The sequence below is a fragment of the Brachybacterium sp. p3-SID1565 genome (assembly GCF_025143785.1).
Classification (GTDB): domain Bacteria; phylum Actinomycetota; class Actinomycetes; order Actinomycetales; family Dermabacteraceae; genus Brachybacterium; species Brachybacterium epidermidis.
Window position 1 is genome coordinate 1 of the sequence record NZ_JAMBDS010000053.1, and the last position, 21,160, is coordinate 21,160.

Annotated in this window: 19 protein-coding genes; 12 read left to right on the forward strand and 7 right to left on the reverse strand. The window is 67.8% G+C overall.

Going from position 1 to position 21,160, the window contains the following annotated elements; genetic code table 11:
- Positions 1–17: 17 nt before the first annotated feature.
- From M4D54_RS11480 to M4D54_RS11490, 3 genes are all read right to left on the reverse strand, one after another.
- A complete protein-coding gene (locus M4D54_RS11480; protein WP_259891570.1) occupies positions 18–2,501 on the reverse strand; it encodes an exo-alpha-sialidase in 2,484 nt (827 codons plus the stop codon).
- A gap of 226 nt (positions 2,502–2,727) precedes the next feature.
- Complete coding sequence (locus M4D54_RS11485; protein WP_259891572.1) at positions 2,728–4,443, reverse strand: exo-alpha-sialidase; 1,716 nt, start codon at positions 4,441–4,443, stop codon at positions 2,728–2,730.
- A complete protein-coding gene (locus M4D54_RS11490) occupies positions 4,440–5,210 on the reverse strand; it encodes a FadR/GntR family transcriptional regulator (protein ID WP_259891574.1) in 771 nt (256 codons plus the stop codon). Before M4D54_RS11490 ends, M4D54_RS11485 begins: the two co-directional genes overlap by 4 nt.
- 136 nt (positions 5,211–5,346) lie before the next feature.
- On the opposite strand from M4D54_RS11490, the gene M4D54_RS11495 reads away from it, so the two are divergent.
- From M4D54_RS11495 to M4D54_RS11525, 7 genes are all read left to right on the forward strand, one after another.
- A complete protein-coding gene (locus M4D54_RS11495; protein WP_311199704.1) occupies positions 5,347–6,942 on the forward strand; it encodes an ABC transporter substrate-binding protein in 1,596 nt (531 codons plus the stop codon).
- Positions 6,943–7,020: 78 nt separating this feature from the next.
- Positions 7,021–7,989: an ABC transporter permease gene (locus M4D54_RS11500; protein ID WP_259891578.1), complete on the forward strand. Its 969-nt coding sequence runs from the start codon at positions 7,021–7,023 to the stop codon at positions 7,987–7,989.
- A 3-nt stretch (positions 7,990–7,992) separates the two neighbouring features.
- A complete protein-coding gene (locus tag M4D54_RS11505; RefSeq protein WP_259891579.1) occupies positions 7,993–10,149 on the forward strand; it encodes a dipeptide/oligopeptide/nickel ABC transporter permease/ATP-binding protein in 2,157 nt (718 codons plus the stop codon).
- Positions 10,146–10,982: an ABC transporter ATP-binding protein gene (locus M4D54_RS11510; protein WP_259891580.1), complete on the forward strand. Its 837-nt coding sequence runs from the start codon at positions 10,146–10,148 to the stop codon at positions 10,980–10,982. The genes M4D54_RS11505 and M4D54_RS11510 overlap by 4 nt, the downstream gene beginning before the upstream one ends.
- A 58-nt stretch (positions 10,983–11,040) precedes the next feature.
- Entirely contained in the window at positions 11,041–11,991 is a 951-nt protein-coding gene (locus tag M4D54_RS11515; protein WP_259891582.1) for a dihydrodipicolinate synthase family protein, read from the forward strand.
- Positions 11,988–12,914, forward strand: coding sequence for an ROK family protein (locus tag M4D54_RS11520; protein ID WP_259891584.1), 927 nt, complete (start codon positions 11,988–11,990; stop codon positions 12,912–12,914). Before M4D54_RS11515 ends, M4D54_RS11520 begins: the two co-directional genes overlap by 4 nt.
- 21 nt (positions 12,915–12,935) lie before the next feature.
- Positions 12,936–13,616: an N-acetylmannosamine-6-phosphate 2-epimerase gene (locus M4D54_RS11525; RefSeq protein WP_259891586.1), complete on the forward strand. Its 681-nt coding sequence runs from the start codon at positions 12,936–12,938 to the stop codon at positions 13,614–13,616.
- A 381-nt stretch (positions 13,617–13,997) separates the two neighbouring features.
- Here the strand turns inward: M4D54_RS11525 and M4D54_RS11530 are convergent, their stop codons facing one another.
- The 4 genes from M4D54_RS11530 to M4D54_RS11545 all read right to left on the reverse strand — a co-directional run bounded on the left by M4D54_RS11530 (position 13,998) and on the right by M4D54_RS11545 (position 17,143).
- Positions 13,998–15,254 (reverse strand): hypothetical protein, encoded by a 1,257-nt coding sequence (locus M4D54_RS11530; RefSeq protein WP_259891588.1) that lies wholly within the window; start codon positions 15,252–15,254, stop codon positions 13,998–14,000.
- 148 nt (positions 15,255–15,402) lie between these two features.
- A complete protein-coding gene (locus M4D54_RS11535) occupies positions 15,403–16,215 on the reverse strand; it encodes a TIGR02391 family protein (protein ID WP_259891589.1) in 813 nt (270 codons plus the stop codon).
- Positions 16,216–16,222: 7 nt separating this feature from the next.
- A complete protein-coding gene (locus M4D54_RS11540) occupies positions 16,223–16,774 on the reverse strand; it encodes an ImmA/IrrE family metallo-endopeptidase (protein WP_259891590.1) in 552 nt (183 codons plus the stop codon).
- Positions 16,775–16,777: 3 nt separating this feature from the next.
- Entirely contained in the window at positions 16,778–17,143 is a 366-nt protein-coding gene (locus tag M4D54_RS11545) for a helix-turn-helix domain-containing protein (RefSeq protein WP_259891592.1), read from the reverse strand.
- Positions 17,144–17,449: 306 nt separating this feature from the next.
- On the opposite strand from M4D54_RS11545, the gene M4D54_RS11550 reads away from it, so the two are divergent.
- From M4D54_RS11550 to M4D54_RS11570, 5 genes are read left to right on the forward strand one after another with little or no spacing between them, the layout of a single operon-like run.
- Positions 17,450–18,415 carry an SMODS domain-containing nucleotidyltransferase gene (locus M4D54_RS11550; protein ID WP_259891594.1) on the forward strand — a complete coding sequence of 322 codons (966 nt, stop codon included), beginning with the start codon at positions 17,450–17,452 and terminating at the stop codon, positions 18,413–18,415.
- Positions 18,412–19,026 (forward strand): hypothetical protein, encoded by a 615-nt coding sequence (locus tag M4D54_RS11555; protein WP_259891595.1) that lies wholly within the window; start codon positions 18,412–18,414, stop codon positions 19,024–19,026. The genes M4D54_RS11550 and M4D54_RS11555 overlap by 4 nt, the downstream gene beginning before the upstream one ends.
- The gene (locus M4D54_RS11560; protein WP_259891597.1) at positions 19,013–20,311 is read left to right on the forward strand and encodes a ThiF family adenylyltransferase; all 1,299 of its coding nucleotides are present in this window, start codon (positions 19,013–19,015) and stop codon (positions 20,309–20,311) included. The genes M4D54_RS11555 and M4D54_RS11560 overlap by 14 nt, the downstream gene beginning before the upstream one ends.
- Positions 20,312–20,334: 23 nt before the next feature.
- The gene (locus M4D54_RS11565) at positions 20,335–20,862 is read left to right on the forward strand and encodes a Mov34/MPN/PAD-1 family protein (protein WP_259891598.1); all 528 of its coding nucleotides are present in this window, start codon (positions 20,335–20,337) and stop codon (positions 20,860–20,862) included.
- Positions 20,859–21,152, forward strand: coding sequence for a toll/interleukin-1 receptor domain-containing protein (locus tag M4D54_RS11570; protein ID WP_259891599.1), 294 nt, complete (start codon positions 20,859–20,861; stop codon positions 21,150–21,152). Before M4D54_RS11565 ends, M4D54_RS11570 begins: the two co-directional genes overlap by 4 nt.
- The last annotated feature ends 8 nt before the right edge of the window (positions 21,153–21,160 follow it).

Here is a 21,160-nt window from a genome sequence, read left to right on the forward strand (position 1 = left end):
ACTGCTGGGCGGATCCGTCAGCGCAGCTTCACGAGCGACCAGCCCAGCACCGAGCCGTCGGCAGCATGCACCGCGAACGTGTCGGCCCCGCCCCGCGTGTCCGGGAGGGTGACGGCGATCGAGCCGCTGTCATCGGCCTGCTGCCAATCGCCCAGCTGGGTGCCGGCAATAGTGGTGCCATACCAGGCGCCGGGCTCCAGACCAGCGATCCGGACCGTGGAGCCGCGCTCGACCTTCCCGCCGGGCAGCTCCAGGTCGCCCTGGTCCGTTCCTCGGACCGAGGGGTGCACCGTGCCGGTCAGGGACAGCTCCGGCTTCGGTTCTGCGGGCTCTGCGACCTCCAGCGACACTGGCTGCGCATCGACGGAGGCGGTCGCCTCGAGCCCGCCGTTGACGGCGGTCACGGTGAGCGACGGGAGGGTGGCCGTACCTGCGGCCACGTCGGCCTCGGTCAGGGTGTAGGTGCCGGTCGCGGCAGCCGTCTCCTCCGTGGCCAGCTGCTCGGCCTGGACCGCGCCGGTGAGTCCGGTCAGGCGCACGTTTCCCGTGTTCGTGGCCGTCACGGTGTACTCGATGGAGTCGCCCACCGAGTCGGTCCCGTCTCCGTCCACGTCCACAGTGCGGGTCACGGAGCGCTCCAGGGCCACCTCGGGGGTGCGCTCCCGCAGGTCCACCTCCTCGCCGACCACGCGCACGGTCTCGGCCTCGAGACCACCACCGGTCAGCTCCCAGCTGGTGTCGGGGACGAAGAACCCGTCGGCCGCCTCCTCAGCGGTGACCAGGTGGCGAGGGGTGAGGCAGTCGTAGCCGTCACCGGCCGGCAGGTTCCGCCAGCGGCAGTTGCCGGGCTCCGGCGGCACGAACGGGGTGAGGTTCCCGGACACCGGCGTGACCGTCTGCGAGACGTTCGAGGTGGACTGCACACGGAAGCGGTACGGAACCTGATCGCCCTCGCCGTACGGATCGGCGGCGAGATCGCGCCCGGCATCATTGCGCTCACCGGTGATCTGGGCGCCCAGCATGGCCGGGGCCCCCTGCTCCACGGTGATCTCCGCATCGCCGCGCAGTGCGTAGCTGCCCGCGCTCACCTGGATCTCACCACGGGTGACCCCCACCTGGGCGAAGGCCGGGGCGGTCACCGGGATGCGCAGCTGGGTGGACTCGCCGGGATCCAGGGCAGGCAGCTCGACGGTCTTGGCGATCCATCCAGCCGGGAAGGACGCGGTGGCGGTGCCGGCGGGCAGCGCCACCTGATCATCGTTGCGCACGGTGAATTCCAGCTCGGTGCTCTGGCCGGCATCGAGGCCGGCCGCGGCGGGGGAGAATGCCGCGCAGAACGGGTTCAGCCACGCCTGGTCGAAGGCGCCGTAGCGGATCTCGCTGTTCGCCGCTTCGTACAGCACCCCGAAGGTGCCGTCCTGCAGCGCAACCAGATCCGAGTACGAGGTCGCACCGGACTGGAACACCTTCGCCACCGGCCAGGTGGCGCCGTCATCGCACGAGTAGCGCACGGTCCCGTTCTGACGCCCGGTGGTGCTGTTCGCGTTGGAGAACAGCAGCTCCTTGGCCTCGGGGCTGCCGGCCGTGGCATCGGGGTTCATGGGGATGATCGCGGCGTTGTTGCGGGGATCGGTGAGCGTGTGGTCCACCTCGGGCTCGGACCAGGTCTCGCCGCCGTCGGAGGAGTAGGCGACGTACCGGGCGCTGCCGCCGGAGTGCATGCGCGAGTTCAGCATCAAGGTGCCGTCGGAGAGCTCCACCACCTTGTTCTCGTCCATGTTGGTGCCGACGGGTGTGCCCATCTGCCAGGTCTGCCCGTGGTCGTCGGAATAGACCGAGTAGGCCTTCACGGTGCCGTCCGAGAACGCGCCGGCGTACTGCAGGACCAGGCGACCGGCGTGCTCGCCGCGGCGGATCTGGATGCCGTGGCCGGAGGTGGCGAAGGTGGCGCGCACCTCCGGGGGCTTGACCACCTCGGTGACCGATTCCTTGGTCCAGGTGTGACCGCCGTCGGTGGAGATCGAGACGGAGGCGCTCATCACCGAGCGGTCGGCGTCGTCGTTGCCGTAGGCGCTGTTCCAGAACCCGGTGTCCTTGGAGAACACGTGGAAGTTGAACAGGGTCCCGGTCTCGCGGTCGTACACGTAGGAGGGATCGGAGTACCCGATCTTCTGGGCCCCGTCCTCTCCCTGGGCGACAACCGTCTGCTCGCCCCAGGTCCTCCCGCCGTCGGTGGAGCGGCGCTGCAGGATGGAGTTCGGGCCGGGGGCGTCGATCCCGGTGGGCCGACCGTCGTACGAGGCGAGCAGGTCGCCGCCCTCCAGCTGGATGGTCGCGGGGATGCGGTAGTTGGGGAACGCACCGTCACCTCCCAGTGCGATGCGCTGCTCCTCGAAGGCTCCAGGTTCCTCGGCGTGGACCATGCCTGATCCTCCCATCAGGAGCGCGGATGTCAGGGCGAGGCCGCCGATGGCGGCGCTGGTGCGGCGTGCGGGTGTCACGGGTCTCGCTTCCGTCGTGCCTGCCGTTGCCCCGCAGGCTCCTGCGCCTCCGAGGTGGTGGGATCGACCGCGGCCCCACCGAACAGCAGATGTCTGACGTCTGACTGTACGGGGGTGATGAGAGTCACGCAAGCGACGCTTCGCATCGCGGGTGCCGGAAGGCGAGGCGCGGGAGCCGGCCACCCATGACTCGGCCACCCAGGACTCGGGCCGCCGCAGGCTCAGGTCAGCCTGGAGGACGAGGGGCGGTGGGGATGTGCAGGGCCACCGGATTCCAGCGGCCCTCGACCGATGGTGCGGTCCGGACGATCGCGGCGCCGTCGTGGAGGTCCTGCGCACTGATGCGATGGCGCAGATCCCGGCGCACCCAGGACTCGGACGGTCCCAGTCGCCGCTGTTCGAGGTCCCACTCGACGGCGGTGGTGCGGTCGGAGATGTTCCGCACGCGGGCGTGGACCTCCAGCTCGTCCCCCTCGTGAAGACCGGGATGCAGGGGGCCCAGGTTGGCCTCCAGCGACTCCCGCGTCCGCAGCACCTGGAGAGCGTTGCCCTCCCGGTCCTGGCCGATCTCCTTGAACACGGAGGGATCCACGTCCGCGAAGGCGGAGAGGTCGATCGTGTGCGTGGGGCCTGATTCGACCCACTGCTTGGGCCGGGCCGGAACGATGCTGCGCAGCAGCAGGTCCACCTCGATGCCCGCGTCATCGGTGGCGCGCGACCAACCGGGAGCAGTCGCGGGTCGATCCTCCGGGGCCGACGAGGGTTCGGCGGTCCTCGGGGACCCGCCCTCTTCCGGGACGTCGCGGAGCGCGGCACCGCGGGGGTCGATCGCTGTGAACACGATGTCCTGGTAGCCGTCGGCTTCGTAGACGATGCCCACCCGCCCGTCCGGGAGCTCGGCGAGCTGGGAGTACGCGGCAGCGCCGGGCTCGATGCGGTGGATCGCGTGCCAGCTGGTGCCGCCGTCGTCCGAACGGCTCACGGTGAGGTTGCGCCGCAGCTCGGGGTCATCGCAGTGGCTGGCCAGCAGCACCCCGGGCTCACCGGCGAGAGCGATCACCGAGCCGTTGACCGAAGGGTCGCCCAGATCCGGGACGGGTGTGACCGGGCCGAAGGTCTGCCCGCCGTCCGTGGAGACGGCGGCGAGACGGTGCGGGGTGCCGCGGGAGTGCAGCAGCACGGAGCCGTCGGGCAGGGCGCAGGCGGAGGCCTCGTTGAGGTCCGGCCCGGCTTCACCTGTCCGTGCGCGGTGCGCATGGGAGATCGGGGCGCCCAGGCGCCAGCTCTCGCCGTGGTCGTCGCTGTAGGCGCAGGCCACGTCGATCCGTCCCCCGATGCGCAGCACGTAGGGCTGCAGCAGTCGGCCCCTGTGGGCGCCGGAGGTGATCGCGCAGCCCGCTCCCGAGGCGGCGAACATTCCGGCGATGCGGGGTGCGGCCGAGCCTGCCGTTCGAGGCAGCGCGGCCAGGTGCTCGTTCCCGGTGCGGCGCAGGGCTGCGGAGAGGCGGCGATGCGCCCAGCTCCGCCCCGCGTCGTGGGAGACCGAGATGTCGCAGTGCAGCAGGCCGGGGTCGTCGTCGTCCTCCCCGGTGCCGGATTCGAAGAAACCGGCCCGCTCCCCGGCGGAGTGGAACAGCAGCACGGTGCCCGTGCTCGGGTCCACCAGCAGGGAGGGGTCCCCGAACCCGGCGAACCCGGTGCCGGTGCGCACCGGCCGCGGCTCCTCCCACGTGTGGCCGCCATCGAGGGAGCGGCGCAGCAGCAGATCGATCGGGGCCGGCAGGTCGTCGAGATCCGCGCGACCGTCGTAGGAGCACAGCACCACCGGTCCGTGCGCGGCATCCGCGGGGACGACGGCCAGGGCCGGGATCCGGTACTGACGGTGGGTGCCGACCCCGCGACGAGCGAGCACCGTCGGGACGTCGCCGGGCTGTCGGCTCACTCCGCCTCCCGGCGGCCTCGGGCGCGATCGACGGCCCGGCGCAGCGGCGCGTAGTGGGCGTGGACGGCCTCGCGGTAGGCCTCCGCGTCCCCTGCCCGCACGGCCTCGAGCATCGTGCCGTGGGCGCGGGCGGTCTCGATGATGTCGGCCCCCGGGGCCACGCCCAGATAGGGCTGGACCTCGGTGTGGATCGTCCAGAACGCAGTGACCAGTTCGCTGATCAGGGTGTTGTCCACGGTGCTCAGCAGCAGGTGGTGGAAGGCGCGGTCCTCCTCCAGGAACAGCTCACCGGCCTGGGCCTTGTCCGTCATCGCCTGCACCAGGCGGTCGAGCTCGGCGTCGTGCTCCCCGGCATGGCCGGCCACCAGGGTCTCGGCCACGGAGAGGTCCAGTGCGATGCGCACGTCCAGCACCTCCCGCAGGGTGCGCAGGTCCTGGTGGGCGTCGGCCTTGGCCCGGAAGCTGAGGCCGTTGACCAGGGGGTCCAGGGACAACCCGCCCACGAAGGTGCCGCGGCCGTGGCGCACCTCCACGATGTCCAGGCTGGCCAGGGTGCGGATCGCCTCACGCACGGAGGAGCGGGACACCCCGAGGCGCTCGCACAGCGAGGTCTCGGTGGGAAGAGGATCCCCGGGGTGCAGCTCCTCCTCGAGGATCAGGCTCTTGATGGCCTCGGTGGCCGACCACTCGGACTTGCGCCTTCGCGTCTGTGTGTTCCTGCTGGTTGTCGCCGTCATCGCCGGGACCCCCTCCTGTGGCTTGCTCACGGAAGCAATTGTGCTCTACTGTGACCCTACCAGCGTCAGACATCAGACGTCCGACACAACCCGAAGGGTGACCTCAATGACGAACACCAGACCTCAGCTCGATCGCCGTGGATTCCTTCGCGTCGGCGGCGGAACCGTGGCAGCCGCATCCCTGGTCGCGGCGCTGGGCGCCTGCGCCCCGCGGGACGAGAACGGCGGCGCCGGCAACGGTGGCGGTGGCAACGGCGGCAGCGGCTCCGACGGCGGCGGTGGCGGTACCGCGAACGAGGACGGCACCATCAACGCCGGAATCTCCTACGAGCTCGGCTCCAACGGCTACGACCCGATGACCACCTCGGCCGCACTCACCGTCGCCGCCAACTGGCACACCCTCGAGGGCCTGACCGAGATGGACCCGGCCACCCTGGAGACCTACAACGCCCTGGCCGCCTCGGACCCGGAGCAGGTGGACGAGACCACCTACACCGTCACTCTGCGCGACGGCGCCGTGTTCCACGACGGCTCCCCGGTGACCACCGAGGACGTCGTGTTCTCCTACGAGCGCGTCCTGGACGAGGCCAACGCCTCCCTGTACCGCCAGTTCATCCCCTTCATCGAGTCGGTCGAGGCCACCGATGACACCACCGTCACCTTCAAGCTCGCCTACCCCGTCGGCGTGTTCGCCCAGCGCCTGAGCGTGGTGAAGATCGTGCCCCAGGCCGTCGTGGAGGCCGACGCCGCCGCGTTCGACGCCCTGCCCACCGGCACCGGCCCCTACAAGCTCACCGACGGCGGCGCCGGGGGCACCGTCACCTTCGAGCGCTTCGACGACTACACCGGCCCGCGCCCGGCCCGGGCCGCCGCCATGAACTGGCAGGTGCTGCCGGATGCCACCGCCCGTGTGAACGCGCTGAGTTCGCAGACGGTCCAGGCCATCGACTCGGTGCCGTACTTGGACGTGGAGACGCTCTCCAGCCAGGGCACCACCGTGGAGTCGGTTCAGGGCTTCGGCCTGCTGTTCATGATGTTCAACCAGGCTCAGGCACCCTTCGACGACGTGCGCAACCGCCAGGCACTGCTGTACGGCATCGACATGGAGAAGCTGATCCAGAACGCTCTGCTGGGCAATGCGGAGGCCGCCACCAGCTTCCTGCAGAAGACCCACGCCAACTACAACGAGGCCGAGGTGGTCTACGCCTACGATCCCGACAAGGCCAAGCAGCTCCTGGAGGAGACCGGCCTGGCCGGCTCCGCGATCACCCTGACCTGCACCGACCACGACTGGGTCAAGCAGTGCACTCCGCAGATCAAGGAGGACCTGGACGCCCTGGGCCTCAAGGTCACGCTGGACGAAGGCCAGTCCGCCGGCCAGTACACCAAGATCGACGGTGCGCCCGACGCCTACACGGTGATGGTCGCCCCCGGCGACCCCACCGTGTTCGGCAACGACCCCGACCTGATCATGCGCTGGTGGTACGCCAACGACACCTGGACCGACACCCGTATGCACTGGAAGGGCACCGACTCCTACGACGAGGTCCAGGACCTCCTGGAGCAGGGCCTGCAGGCGCAGGACGAGGGCGAGCAGCAGAAGATCTGGAACCAGACCTTCGACCTGCTCTCCCGCGAGGTGCCGCTGTATCCGCTGTTCCACCGCAAGGCCCCCTCGGCCTGGAACCCGCAGACCCTGGTGGACTTCAAGCCCATCCCCCTGACGGGTCTGTCCTTCGTGGACGTCGCCAGCACCCAGTGATCCCCGACCCGGTCCCGGCGATCTCTCCTGCGCCGGGACCGGGTCCTTCCACCCCCAAGGGGGAAGGAGCAAATCCTCGTGTCCAACCTGATCCGGCTGATCGGCCGACGTCTCGTCGCGCTCCCGGTCATGGTCGTCGGTGTCACGTTCCTGGTCTTCGTGGTCATGTCGTTCTCACCCATCGATCCCGCGCGGCTCGCACTGGGGGAGTCTGCCAGTGCCGCGGCGCTGGAGAACTACCGTGAGCAGAACGGTCTGAACGACCCGCTGATCATTCGCTACTTCACCTTCATGTGGGGTTTCCTGACCCGCGGGGACCTGGGCGTCACCGCCGGGAACCAGAAGGTCACCGACGTGGTGCTCAGCGCCTTCCCCATCACCCTGCAGCTGACCTTCCTGGGCCTGGCGATCGCGATCGTGATCGCCGCCGTGCTCGGCGTGATCGCGGCACTGTTCCGCGACCGCTGGCCCGACCAGCTGATCCGCGTGATCTCCATCCTCTCCCTGGCCACGCCCTCGTTCTGGCTCGCGATCCTGCTGATCCAGTGGCTCGCCAACGTGCCCGGCGGCTGGGGCGTCTTCCCGGCCCTGGTCACCACCTGGGTGCCCTTCACCGAGGACCCGGCGCAGTACCTGCGGCAGATCGCGCTGCCGGCCCTGGCCCTGGCCGTCCCGGTCTCCGGCTCGCTCACCCGCGTGGTGCGCACCGCGATGGTCGAGGAGCTGGACCGCGACTACGTACGCACCGCCATCGGCGCCGGCATCCCCAAGACCGTGGTGGTCTCCCGCAACGTGTTCCGCAACGCCCTGATCACGCCCATCACCGTGCTCGGCCTGCGGGTCGGCTACCTGATGGGCGGTGCGGTCATCATCGAGATCATCTTCAACATCAAGGCGATGGGCCAGCTGATCCTCGACGGCGTCCAGCGCAACGACGTCTTCCTCGTGCAGGGCGTCACCCTCACCGTCGCCATCGCTTTCATCGTCGTGAACATCGTGGTCGACATGATCTACGTCCTCGTCAACCCTCGGATCAGGAGCGTGTGAACCATGCGTCGTCGCCTCACCGAGCGCCTGAGCGTCCCCGGTCTGCGCTTCTCCGGCAGCCTCCCGCTGCCGGCCCTCATCGCCCTGATCTTCGTGGGCCTGGTGGCCCTGGCCGCTCTGCTGGCCCCCTGGATCGCCCCCTACGACCCGCTGGCCACCGGCGTCCCCGCCACCGAGCCCAGCGCAACCAACTGGTTCGGCACCGACGGCAACGGACGCGACATCTTCTCCCGCGTGCTGCACGGCGCGCGGTACTCCCTGATGATCGGCATCGGCGCCACCCTGGTAGCCCTGGCCGCCGCCGCCGTGCTCGGCTCCATCGCCGCCACCAGCGGCAAGGTGGTCTCCGAGATCCTGATGCGGATCATGGACATCATCATGTCCTTCCCGGGCATCGCCCTGGCCGCCGTGTTCGTTGCAGTGTTCGGCAACTCGGTGACGATCCTGATCCTCACCATCGCCTTCCTGTACACCCCGCAGCTGACCCGCGTGGTGCGCGCCAACGTGCTGGCGCAGTTCGGAGAGGACTACGTCTCGGCCACCAAGGTCATGGGTGCCCGCACCCCGTGGATCCTGTTCAAGCACGTGGCCCGCAACTGCATCGCCCCGATCCTCACCTTCGCCACCGTGCTGGTGGCCGACGCGATCGTGTTCGAGGCCTCGCTGTCCTTCATCAACGCCGGCGTGCGGCCGCCCGAGCCCTCCTGGGGCAACATCATGAGCGAGGGCAAGCAGCTGCTGCTGTCCGGTCGCTGGTGGCCCACCTTCTTCCCGGGCCTGATGATCCTGCTGACCACTTTGGCGCTGAACATCCTCTCCGAGGGCCTCACCGACTCCCTGGCCACCCCCAAGGCGCGGGCGAAGGTGGACGTCGAGGCCGATGAGCGCAAGCTCTCCGAGGGCACCGGGGCGCCTGCCGGTGAGACCGGGGCCGACAACGTCATCGGGCCTGACGACGAGCTCGCCGCCAGCGCCGGCGTGGGCCTGACCGAGGCCGGGGCCGTCCCCTCTCGCGTTGATCCCGCCCATCGTGCCGCCACCGACGCCACGGAGCCCGATCTGCTCCCCGTCGCCGAGGAGACAGGCCGCGTCAAGGTGCTCGGCCAGGGCGCCGACGAGGAGGACCTCACCCGGCGCCTGCGCGAGCTGCGCGAGGCCGAGACCGCACGTGGGGACCGCCTGATCTACACCGCGGACGCCGCCCCGCTGCTGGAGGTGCAGAACCTCTCGATCTCCTTCCCGGCCGCCCACGGCCCGGTGCGGATCGTGGACGACGTGTCCTTCTCGGTGCGCCCCGGCGAGACCATGGGCCTGGTGGGGGAGTCCGGCTGCGGCAAGTCGATCACCTCGCTGGCGGTGATGGGGCTGCTGCCTCCCACCGCGAAGCTCGAGGGGAAGATCCTCTTCGACGGCAAGGACGTGCTGGAGATGACCCCCAGGCAGCACAATGCGCTGCGGGGCCACGAGATGAGCATGATCTACCAGGACGCGCTCAGCTCCCTGAACCCCTCGATGCTGATCCGCTCCCAGCTGGCCCAGCTCACCTCCCGCGGTGGCAAGCGCAGTGCTGAGGAACTGCTGGAGCTGGTGGGCCTGGACCCGGTGCGCACCCTGAAGTCCTACCCGCACGAGCTCTCCGGCGGGCAGCGCCAGCGCGTACTGATCGCGATGGCTCTGACCCGCAACCCGCGCCTGGTGATGGCCGATGAGCCCACCACCGCGCTGGACGTCACCGTGCAGAAGCAGGTGGTGGACCTGCTGAACGAGCTGCGGGAGAAGCTGGGGTTCGCGATGGTGTTCGTCTCCCACGACCTGGCCCTGGTGGCCAAGCTGGCCCACCGCATCACCGTGATGTACGCGGGACAGGTGGTGGAGCAGGGCCGCACCTCGGACCTGCTCTCGGACCCCCGCCACGAGTACACCCGCGGCCTGCTCGGCGCGGTGCTCTCGATCGAGGCAGGCGCCGGCCGCCTGCACCAGGTGCCGGGCACTGTGCCCTCCCCGCAGGACTTCGTGGCCGGCGACCGCTTCGCACCGCGCTCCAGCCATCCCGAGCTCGGGGTGGACCAGAAGCCCGTCCTGCGACCGGTCGAGGGCGCCGACCACCTGTACGCCACCACCCCGGACCGTGAGGCCCTGCTGAACGGAGGCACCCGATGAGCACCGCCATCCCCACCCCGCGCAAGGCGACCACGAACGAGCACGGCGCCGAGCCCGTGCTCGAGCTGCGCCAGGTCAACGTGGTCCACACCTCCCGCACCGGGAAGCTGTTCCGCCCCGACAAGGTGCACGCCGTCAAGGACGTCGACTTCACGGTGGCCCGCAACGAGACCGTGGGCATCGTGGGGGAGTCCGGCTGCGGGAAGTCCACCCTGGCCCGCGTGATGGTGGGCCTGCAGCCCGTCACCAGCGGCGAGGTGCTCTTCCGCGGCGAGAGGATGGGCACCGGATTCAGTGCCCGCCGCAAGCTGGGCCGGGCCGTCTCGATCGTGTTCCAGGACCCGGCCACGGCGCTGAACCCTCGCCTGACGGTGCACGAGGCGCTGATCGACCCGCTGAACGTGCACGGCATCGGCTCCCCGAAGCAGCGCGAGCAGCGCGTACGGGACCTGCTGCACCTGGTGGGACTGCCGCAGTCCGCCCTGCGGGTGCTGCCCCGTCAAATCTCCGGCGGCCAGCGCCAGCGCGTGGCGATCGCCCGAGCACTCGCGCTGGAACCCGACGTGATCGTTGCCGACGAGCCCACCAGCGCCCTGGACGTCTCCGTACGTGCCCAGGTGCTGAACCTGCTCACCGACCTGAAGACCGAGCTCGGCCTGGGCCTGGTGTTCATCTCCCATGACATCAACACCGTCCGCTACGTCTCGGACCGGATCGCGGTCATGTACGTCGGCGAGATCATCGAGACGGGCCCTGCCCAGCAGGTGTTCGAGAACCCCGCCCAGGAGTACACCCGCACCCTTCTCGGCGCCACCCCGTCCCTGCTGACCTGACCGCATCCCCTCTCCGTCCCGCTCTCGCCTTCCCGTCCTCATCCAAGGAGCTGTTCCCATGGCCGCCGAATCGCCCGCCGCCTCTCCCGCCTCGCTGCGGGGAGTGGTGCCGCCGCTGCTGACACCACTGACCACCGAGGGCGACCTCGACGTGCCCAGCCTCGAGCGGCTCATCGAGCACCACATCGCTGCTGGCGTGGACGGCCTGTTCGTGCTGGGCTCCAGCGGCGAGGTGGCGTTCTTCGAAGACGAGATGCGCGATCAGGTGCTGCGCGAGGCGGTGCGGATCGTGGCCGGCCGCGTGCCGATCCTGGCCGGCGTGATCGACACCCAGACCCGCCGCGTGCTGGCTCACGTGCGTCGGGCGCTCAAGATCGGCGTGGACGGCTTCGTCGCCACCGCCCCCTTCTACGCCATCACCGGCCCGGAGGAGATCGAGGCCCACTTCCGCGCCATCAAGGAGACAGCAGGGCTGCCGCTGTTCGCCTACGACATCCCGGTGTGCGTGCACCTCAAGCTTGGCGCTGACCTGTTGGTGCGCCTGGGCTCCGAGGGCGTGATCGACGGGGTGAAGGACTCCTCCGGGGACGACGTGTCCTTCCGCCGCCTGGTGTCCCTGAACAAGTTGGCAGGCTCCCCGCTCACCCTGCTGACCGGTCACGAGATGGTGGTGGACGGCTCCTACCTGGCCGGGGCCGACGGCTCCGTGCCGGGCCTGGGCAACGTGGACCCCGCGGGGTACGTGCGCATGGACCGCGCGGCACAGGCAGGGGACTGGGACACCGTCCAGAAGGAGCAGGACAAGCTGGCCGCCCTGTTCGAGATCGTGTTCCAGCCCGTGGGGAAGGTGGGCCCGGCCGCCGGCGTGGGTGCCTTCAAGACCGCCCTGTGGCTGATGGGCATCCTGGACACCAACACCATGAGCGCCCCGATGACCGCCCTGGAGGGCGAGAACGTGGACCGCATCCGCGAGGTGCTGACCGCGCTCGACGTCGACGTGGTCCGGTGAGCAAGGAGCAGGTGCTCGCGGTCGACCTCGGCGGCACCAAGATCACCGCCGGTGTCGTGGACCCGGACGGCCGGGTGACCGGCCGCCGCACCATCCCCACCGGGGCCCAGCGCGGCCCCGCGGCCATTGTCGCTGACCTTGTCGCACTGCTCGGGACCCTGCAGGCCGCCGCCCCCGAGGCACGACTCATCGGTATCGGCAGCGCCGGAGTGGTGGACCCGCAGGACGGCTCGATCCTCTCGGCCACCGACGCGATACCCGGCTGGACCGGTACGCCGCTGGCCGAGCGCATCGGCCAGGGCCTGGAAGTGCCGGCCTTCGCCCTCAACGACGTGCACGCCCACGCCCTGGGCGAGGCCCGCCACGGTGCCGGAGCCGATCGCGCGTCGATGCTGATGGTGGCCGTGGGCACGGGTGTGGGCGGTGGCTTCGTCGAGCACGGACGGGTGAAGACCGGGGCCCGCGCGGTCGCCGGCCACGTGGGGCACATGCCGGTGCCGGAGGCCGCTGGGATGGACTGCACCTGCGGTCGCAGCGGTCACCTGGAGGCCGTCGGCTCCGGTCCCGCGATCCTCGCCGCCTACCGGCGACGTGGGGGAGCGGCCACCGACACCCGCGAGATCGCCGCACGGGCCGAGGCCGGTGAGGAGCTTGCCCGCGAGGTGCTCACCGCGGGTGCTCGCGCCGTGGGCCGCACTGTCGGTGCGCTGCTGAACGTGCTGGACCCTGAGATCGTGGTGCTCTCCGGCGGCATGGCCGCAGCGGGGGAGCTGTGGTGGAGCTCCGTGCGTGAGGGTGTCGGTCTGGAGGCCATGGACCGCGTGGCCGATGCACCGGTGGTGCCCGCTGCCGCGGGGGCCGAGGCCGCCCTGCTGGGGGCCGCGCAGTACGCTCGCGACCGAGCCGCTGATACCACCGTCTGATACGAACCGGAAGGACCTCTCGTGCACTCGCTCATCGAACCGCTGCGCGGCGGACTGATCGTCTCCTGCCAGGCCTACCCGGGGGAGCCCCTGCGCCACCCGGAGACCATGGCGCAGGTGGCCGCCGCCGTCACCGAGGGCGGGGCCGTAGCCGTGCGCGCTCAGGGCCTTGCGGACGTGCAGCTGGTCTCGGCCCGTGTGGACGTGCCCACGATCGGCATCTGGAAGGACGGCGAGAGCGGCGTGTTCATCACCCCCACCCTGCGCCACGCCCAGGCGGTGATCGCCGCCGGGGCGGACATCCTGGCCCTGGACGGGACCCTGCGGGAGCGCCCCGACGGCCTCACCTTCGCCGAGACCGTGCGCCGCCTGCGGGAGGAGAGCGACGTGCCGATCATGGCCGACTGCGACAGCCTCGAGTCCGGCCTGGCCGCCGCCGAGGCGGGCGTGGACATCGTGGGCACCACTTTGGCAGGCTACACCGATGCCCGCCCGAAGACCGAGGGGCCCGACCTGGAGCTGCTGGCGGAGCTGGTGCAGCGGCTGCCGGAGACCGCTGTGGTGGCTGAGGGCCGGATCCACACTCTTGACCACGCCCGTGCCGCCCGCGAAGCGGGGGCGTTCGCCGTCGTGGTGGGCACCGCCATCACGCACCCCACCTCGATCACTCGCTGGTTCGACCAGGCGGTGCGCGGGTCCTGAGGCAGGTCCTGTCTCCGCGTGTGAGGACAACCGTCGTGCGACCGCGCGTGCGGGGGAATGCCAACGGGCACCTCCCAGATTCTGGAAAGCGCCCGTGGCCTGATACTTCTTCGGTCGGGCTGACAGGATTTGAACCTGCGACCCCTTGACCCCCAGGCGTCCAGACGGCTCCGCCGAGCCCCGATTCCGCGTGATTCCGGGCGTCAGATCATGCAGAGCACGTCACGGCGTGCATGGTTTGCATGCTTCTGGTCCCCTTCTCCATCGACTCAGACCCCTCACAGCCCCGAGAGGTCGAGTCATCTGGTCACGGAGCATGCGCCACCAGCACTTCCCGTGTGAATAACTCATCGAGGACGGAGACATCACCGCCCAGTAGTTCTACATCCGGTAGTACGTGTCCGGCTCAAAGTCAGCCTTCCACCCTCGATTCTTCGGATGCGTAGACATCCACCGCGCTAGCTCCCGGAGCGCATCGTTGAGGTCCTCGAGTAGCGCGACCTGGCGATGCACGAATGTCTTATCCGTAAGGTTGGTGCGCAATGCATGGGCTGGCTTCTGCCTGGCCTGACGTATTTCACGCAGCGGCCTCATTAGGTCTTTCACCACGGCCGCATCGATGCCCTTGCCATCAAGAAAAGCGGCGAGACGAGTGAGGCTGCCGAGGCTCTGGTCGTTCTTGTCCTTACGGGGTGCGCCCGCTGCGTCTAGGCCGTCGTGGAGGATGTTGTCAGACAGCACCTTGTCGAGCTGCACGATGAACTCGTCCCATTCACGCTGCGACGGACGCAGAAGCCATCCGAAGTCCTGCGGTCGATCGGTGTGCTTGAAGAGCGCTTCGCCGAAGGCTCCAGTCCAGAGCGCGTTGAGGTTCGCGAGCTCAATGAAGAGGTGGTCGAACGGCCCGATGCCGTCGGCCCAGTGGCCCATCTGTGTCATCCACCACGCGGGGTGCGGCTCTAGGCCGGTATCGACCACTTGATACGACTGCCAGCGTTGCTGATGCTCCGGGGTGAGTTTGGCGAGATCGCCATAGAAGGCAGCGACGCGGCGGACGATCGGCGTCGTCACGTCAGCGCGGTCGTAACCGGAAAGGTCATAGGCAAACCCAAGATGACTCAACGACACCTTGTCGCGCTCGAGCTCGGTCTCGTCGAGGTAGGCCTCATCGCCGATACCCATGTCAACGCCGAAGTCCCAGTAGCGGAAGTGGTAGCGCGGGTCGTTCCGGTATGGCTCGAGCACGTCGAAGCTGAAATAGGCGAGTTCTAGGGTGCCGCGGCCCTTCGCAATCGCCGCACCGAACGGGCGCCCCTTCAGACGCGCCGGAACGCGCACACCCTTCAAAGCGAGCGGAGTCGGATAGAGCACCACGCCGTAGCTGGCTCCAGCCAACTCGTCGAGTGACTCGATCTGCGACTCGATCGTTCGCTGCGAGGGCCACGGCCGGATGTGCGGGTTCGGATAGTCGACCTCCGACACCATCACCTGAAGCTTGCCGTCGGCTACCAGCCTCTTCGCAACGTCAACCAAGGCGGGCTCGGCATTCGTATGCAGGTGGAGTCCGTTGAAGTCGCCGGACATCAGATACCGGTCCACCACCGTCTTCATGAGGGCATCGGGGGTTGGATCGGTCACTACGCCATTCAACCGCATCCGAAGAATCCGCGATGCATTAACTGCTGGCACAGCCCAGCGCCCACCCCAACAACGCCCGCTAGCGCCAGCGCTGCGTCGGTGCTGGCGATGCGTGCTGTCAGGTCGATCGAAAGCGCTCCAGCCATTCTCAGGCGCCCTCACCGTTCCGCGGGATCGCTGCGTTGAGCCGACGATGGATCATGGACAACGTTCCCAGAACGTCAAGAGCGTCCAGTTCGCTCATGGTCCAGTGCAACTTGGGCTCGTGGGCCACTGGGTTCCGGAAGGCGCTGAACAGCCCCTTCGCGAGGTTGGCTGTGCCGAGTTGCTCATCTCGCTCGGTGCGGGTTCGCCCCCCGTTGATCCTGAGTGGTGGGCTTAAGCCGGCCATCGTCTTCTCGATGAGGCCGTATCCATCGGCATCAATGCCGGTCTGAGAACGAATCCGTGCCCCCAAACCCTTGATCGCCTCGAAGACCGCTTCGTAGTAGTCCACGCGGACGAAATCTTCTCGACAGTATGTAAGTACCTCGGCATGCGCTCCGCGTTGTTCGAGAATCTTGTAGAGCCGTTTCGAGCGAGCCAGCGCCTCAGTATCGGTGGACGCCCTCTTGGCCGTTGCTACTCGTCCGTCGGCGAGCACTTTGAGGCTCACTATCGATAGAACCTGATTGAGTTCATCGCGTGCGATGTCTGCACGAGACTTGCGATCTAGCGTGCGCTCCGCTCGCATTGCCGCCCGAACAAGAGCGATCAGCGCATTCCCGTTACCGGTCTTCGCTTGATTACTGGAGACGGCGTGGGCGAGTCGGCGCCACTTGGTGTGACCTTCGCCGGGGTCGGAGCGAAGCGGCACTTCGGCCATGATGCGTGTGAGTTCGGTGCCGCTGTAAAGGTCACCGACAATCTTGGAGACGCCCTCAATGGTCCCGAGGGGAAAGGCGCTGATCACATTGGTCACGTCCGGCTCACACCCACTTGGCGCGGGCCCGCTGCATCACCTTGCGCGCTCCGCTATGGTTCATTCTCCAGCGGGCGATCGCAAGGCTGACGTCGTATGCGTCTGCGGCCTCCTCGTCGGTGGCGTTCGCGCGGGCGAGCCGGAAGGCTCCGTCGTTGGGGATCAGTATCTCCCCCGAGAGCCAGTCGGCTTCGGCTTCTTGGTCGCCGCCGAGCCCGCACTTCCTCTCGTCGGAAAGAGAGACGCCGAACTGGTGCTCCAGGACGACGTGGGCGAGTTCGTGGCACATGGTGGTGCGACGACGGGTCAGGGGCTGAGCGTCGTTCTCGAGGATGACCACGCCGCTCCCGTTCGGGATCAACGCCCCGGACAGTGCGCTTCCGTCCGCTCGCAGGAAGTGGTCACGCGCGGCACCATCGAGGTCGCTGAGTTGGACGACGGGGATGCCGTACTCAGACGCGAAGGCGTAGGGGTCGAACGGCGCGTGGGCGTCGAGGCCGATCTCGGCTCGTAGCTCCAGTGCGAGGCTTTTCGCCTCGGTCTTGAATCCTCGACGCACGAGTCATCCCTGGGCCCGTGCACGTTCGATGGTCGCGCCGATGACTTGTTGCAGGTACTTGACGTCGGTCTCGCTGAGGTCCTTCCGGGCGCGCAGAAGCGGTGCGAGCTGGGCCATGAGGTCGGGTTCGCGGTCGTCGTCGTCACGTTCTCCCTCGTGCTCGAAGAAGTCCTCGGCCGGGAGTCGGAGCCAGGCGATGATCGTGGCGAAGCCGTCCGTGTCTGGTTTGAGGCCGTTGCCGAGCCGGGAGAGCAAGGAGGGGCTCACGCCGATCTCGCCAGCTAGCGCTCGCCAGGAGAGTTGGCGCTCTTGACGCGCGGCGTCTAGGGCGGAGTAGAGCGCGGCCGTGTTGATCGTCGTTTTGGCCATACCTCAGTGTGTCACATTTGCGACAGTCCGTCGCCTCCGACACGGAGTGTGTTAGAATTGAAACGAAGCATCGAGTCTAGAACGCCGAGGAGGTGAGGAGCATGGCAGGCAAGCGAGGGCGCAGCGCGGTCACGGGTCGGTTCGTGAAGCAGTCCACGGTGAAGCGTCACCCGAAGACCACGACCAACGAGACCACCGGCAAGCGCGGCAAGAAGAAGTAGCAACGAGCCGCACCCTGCTCGACGCAGCAATGTCGGTGGCAGTAACTACGGTGATCGAATAGACGAACCAACCAGGAGAACGACTATGAGCGTGACGGACGTCTTCAAGACCTTTCAGGACGTCGTGAACGCTGACATCACACACGTCCGCGAAGCGCGCGCCCGGCGCGATCTCTTCAAGAGTGCCTTCGGCACCGAGGACGATGTGGAGGAAGTCATCGCGTCCGGATCGCTCGCGCGAGGGACGCACAAGGACCCGATCCATGACGTCGATGTGATCGTCGTCTTCGATCAGGACGAGCATCCTGAGTGGGGAGCACCGGGAGGTTCTGCCGCGGACGCTCTCGATCACACGCGCGAGCGTGTCAACGCGCTGCTCGGGGCGACGAACGGCACCTACGACCACGCCGTCCGACTGGCCCGGTGGCGCAACCATGCCGTCAAGTGCTTCCTAGATGACCCCGACGATCCTGACGCTTTCACGGTTGATGCCATGCCAGCACTTCGCCGCGACGGGCGACTCCTCATTCCTGAAGCGCTCTCAGAAGACTGGGTCACTTGCGACCCCGAGTTCCTAATCGCCGAGGTCGCGGATAGGCACGCACAGTGGAACAAGTTCGCCGGCACTGTTCGGACGCTCAAGTGGTGGGCCGCCGAGCAAGACACCAAGATCAAGTCTCTCGTCATGGAGGTCCTCGCGCTCGACTTCCTTCCGACGGACGTCAACCAGGCGGCTGCGATCAAGCAGTTCTTCGTCAGCGCCTGCTACCACATCGAGAGCGGGAACGAAGTCGCCGATCCTGCTGGGCTCTGTGGACCGATTCAGCCTGACATCGACTACGGCGCGTTCGCCGACGCCCTGCGGTCCGCGCGAGACAACGCGATCAAGGCCTTCCAGGCACAGGCGAACAACGACACTGCCGCTGCGATCAAGCACTGGGGTGAGGTGTTTCGGGACGGCTTCCCGAAGCCTCCCGCCTCCACTGGCAACCCGGCGCCTGCGGTCGTACCGGCGGCGCCTCGACCGGTGAAGGACACTCCACAGGGATGACGCGCGCAACAGGTCCGGATCGTGGCGCGGGCACCGCGGCGCTCAACCCCGTCCTCTGGACTGAACGTGAACCTGCGCGACTGGCGCGCGACCAAGATGAAGTCCAGGCATTCGCGCCGTTGCTCGAATACCAAAGCCCCGCAGACGACGGCTTGCCGCACGGCGGATGGATCGGCGTCCTCCCCCGCTGGCCATTCGAGCGGCCGCAGCCCGAAGCTCTCGACGAGCTGCTTGGGGACCAGGAACTGCGAGTGCTCGTCATCTACTCCGCAGCACACCCGATGGTGCCGCCGACCATCTACTCCCTCGATCCGGAACCGTCGATCTGGGAACAGACACAGTCCGCGTGGCACGTAGCCCCAGGAGGATCGCTCTGTCTGCTCCAGAGCGTTGGCGGATGGCAGCCCGAAGCCAGCCTCACCGAGCTTCTGGCGAAGGCATCGGGATGGCGAATCGAGTACGCCCTCATGAAGGCTGGAGTCATCAATGAGATGTCGGTCAATGGCATCGTCTCTGACCCCTCGCACGACCACCTGATTGACCGAGCGATTCAGCGAGGAGCTCCAACAGCGGACCCGACCGAGGCGGGAGACACAGATGTCTCCCCGTAACCCCTACGTCGTGATGCCGAGAGACGCGGTCACCAAGATCGCAGGCTCCGACCTGTCGGGCGGATCGCTGGTGCTCCGCCGCGTTCCCGCGGACGACATGTACGTCGTCCGGACCGTGGAAACCGGCAAAGACATCCGTCTTCCAGCCGAAGTCCCACGCGAGTACGCCGCGCTTCGTTCAGGCGACCCCCACCATGCCGCTCAGTGGATCAGGGTGGCACCGAACGACGCCCATCTTCACCATCTCTTCTTGTCCAGACGCCCCGACATCTCCATAGGGTTCAAAGAATTCAAGGAGCTGGTGCCGGGCGTTGCCGATCCCGGCAACCACCTTGGCGTGGTCGTTACTCACGACCCCGATCTTCCACCGGATCTGGTGGAGGCCGGCGCCTCGGAGTTTGCGGGATGGGCTGTCCGGCGCAGCGGTGTGGAACCGCTCGCTATCGAGATCGAGCCAGAAGTCGTTGGCCTGGCACAGTTGGCTGGCAAGTGGCCGATCGAGCAGCTCGCCGCCAACAGCGTCATGGTCGTGGGCTGCGGCAGCATCGGCAGCGCCGCAGCAGAGGCGCTCGCAGGATACGGAGTCGGACGCGTGGAACTTGTCGACCCGGACCGATTCCTCTGGCACAACATGCTCCGCCACACTCTCGGAGCCGAAAGCGTCGGGCGGTTCAAAGTGGCGGCCATGAAAGATCACCTCGCTCAGCACTGGCCGCAACAGACAGTGCTTGCCCACCGACGCGACGTGGTTGCCGGGGCCCACTACATCCGGCCCATCGTCGACCGAGTCGATCTCGTGCTCTGCGCCGCAGACGGTATTGCTCCCAGGCGTGTCGTCAGCCACCTCTCCAGGCGCGCACGGAAGCCGGCGATCTTGGCGTGCGTGCTCGACAATGGCTCGATCGGAGAAGTCATCAGGCTGCGACCAACACCCCGGTTCGGCTGTCTCCTCTGTCTACGGCAGCAGCTTGCAGACCAAGGAGCGATAGACGCTGAGGCGGATCAAGAGTTGGATTACGGCACCGGGCGCATCCACCAGCCAATGACGGCTGTGCCACCTGATCTCCGATACATCGGCACGTTCGCCGCAAAAGTAGCGATCGCGACACTGCTGGAATCGCTTCACGGTGACCACACCCAGCAGGTTCCCGGCGAACACGCCATCATCGGTCTCCGACCAGCAGGTGACCTCGCAGCCCCTTTCAACCTCAGCCAAGCCGGCGATGTTCAGTGGTCGTCCATCCCCGGACCTCGTGCATCGTGCCCGACCTGCTCGCCAGCATGACAGGTCGAAGAGAGGCGCCTCCGGTGACGATCACTGACGTCGCACTCAGCGCAATCGCGCGCGAGGCATTGCGGTCCGCCGATGGACTCGAAACTGGCGGCATCCTGCTCGGGAACGACGCGACTGATGGGATCGACATCCGACACGCCGGCGGACCTGGACCCAACGCCACCCGCGGCGAACGCACCTTCATGCGAGACCTCGACCATGCCCGGCGTCTCTCGGACTACGCCTGGTCGGAGGACCGTAGCCAGTGGATAGGCGAATGGCACACCCACCCGACCGGAGGACTCTTCCCGAGCGAGGTTGATCTCCACTCCTACATGCGCCATCTGCACGACCCCGAACTGGGGTTCGACAAGTTCGTCGCGATCATCGCTGGATTCGATTCATCGGCACGCGTGGTCGTTGCAACTTGGCTCGTAGAACGGGACCGCATCTTGCCAGTGGTACCCGAGAGGCTTCCTACGGCGCCTCCTGTAAACGGCCCGCACGCCAGTGATGCGGTGAGGCGCGCCGCTGTAACCGAAGAACACAAGGAGACGCCATGACATCCGATCCCGCTGCCCCTGACCCAGCAGACCCCGTCTTCATCTCGTACCGCCAGAAAGACGGTACTGGTGTTGCTACGGAACTCGCCCGGCTCCTCCGGGCCGCTGGCATCCCTGTCTGGCGGGACCGAGACGATCTGCCGCCCGGCGACACCGAGGCCCGACTCAAGCAAGCGATAGCGGCCGGCATCTCCGGCGGCGTTCTCGTGACGACACCGGACGTGGTGAACAGCAGAGTCGTTAACCTCGAGATTTCACGGGGGTGTGGTCTCGCCCGACGGACGGCATAAAGAAAGGT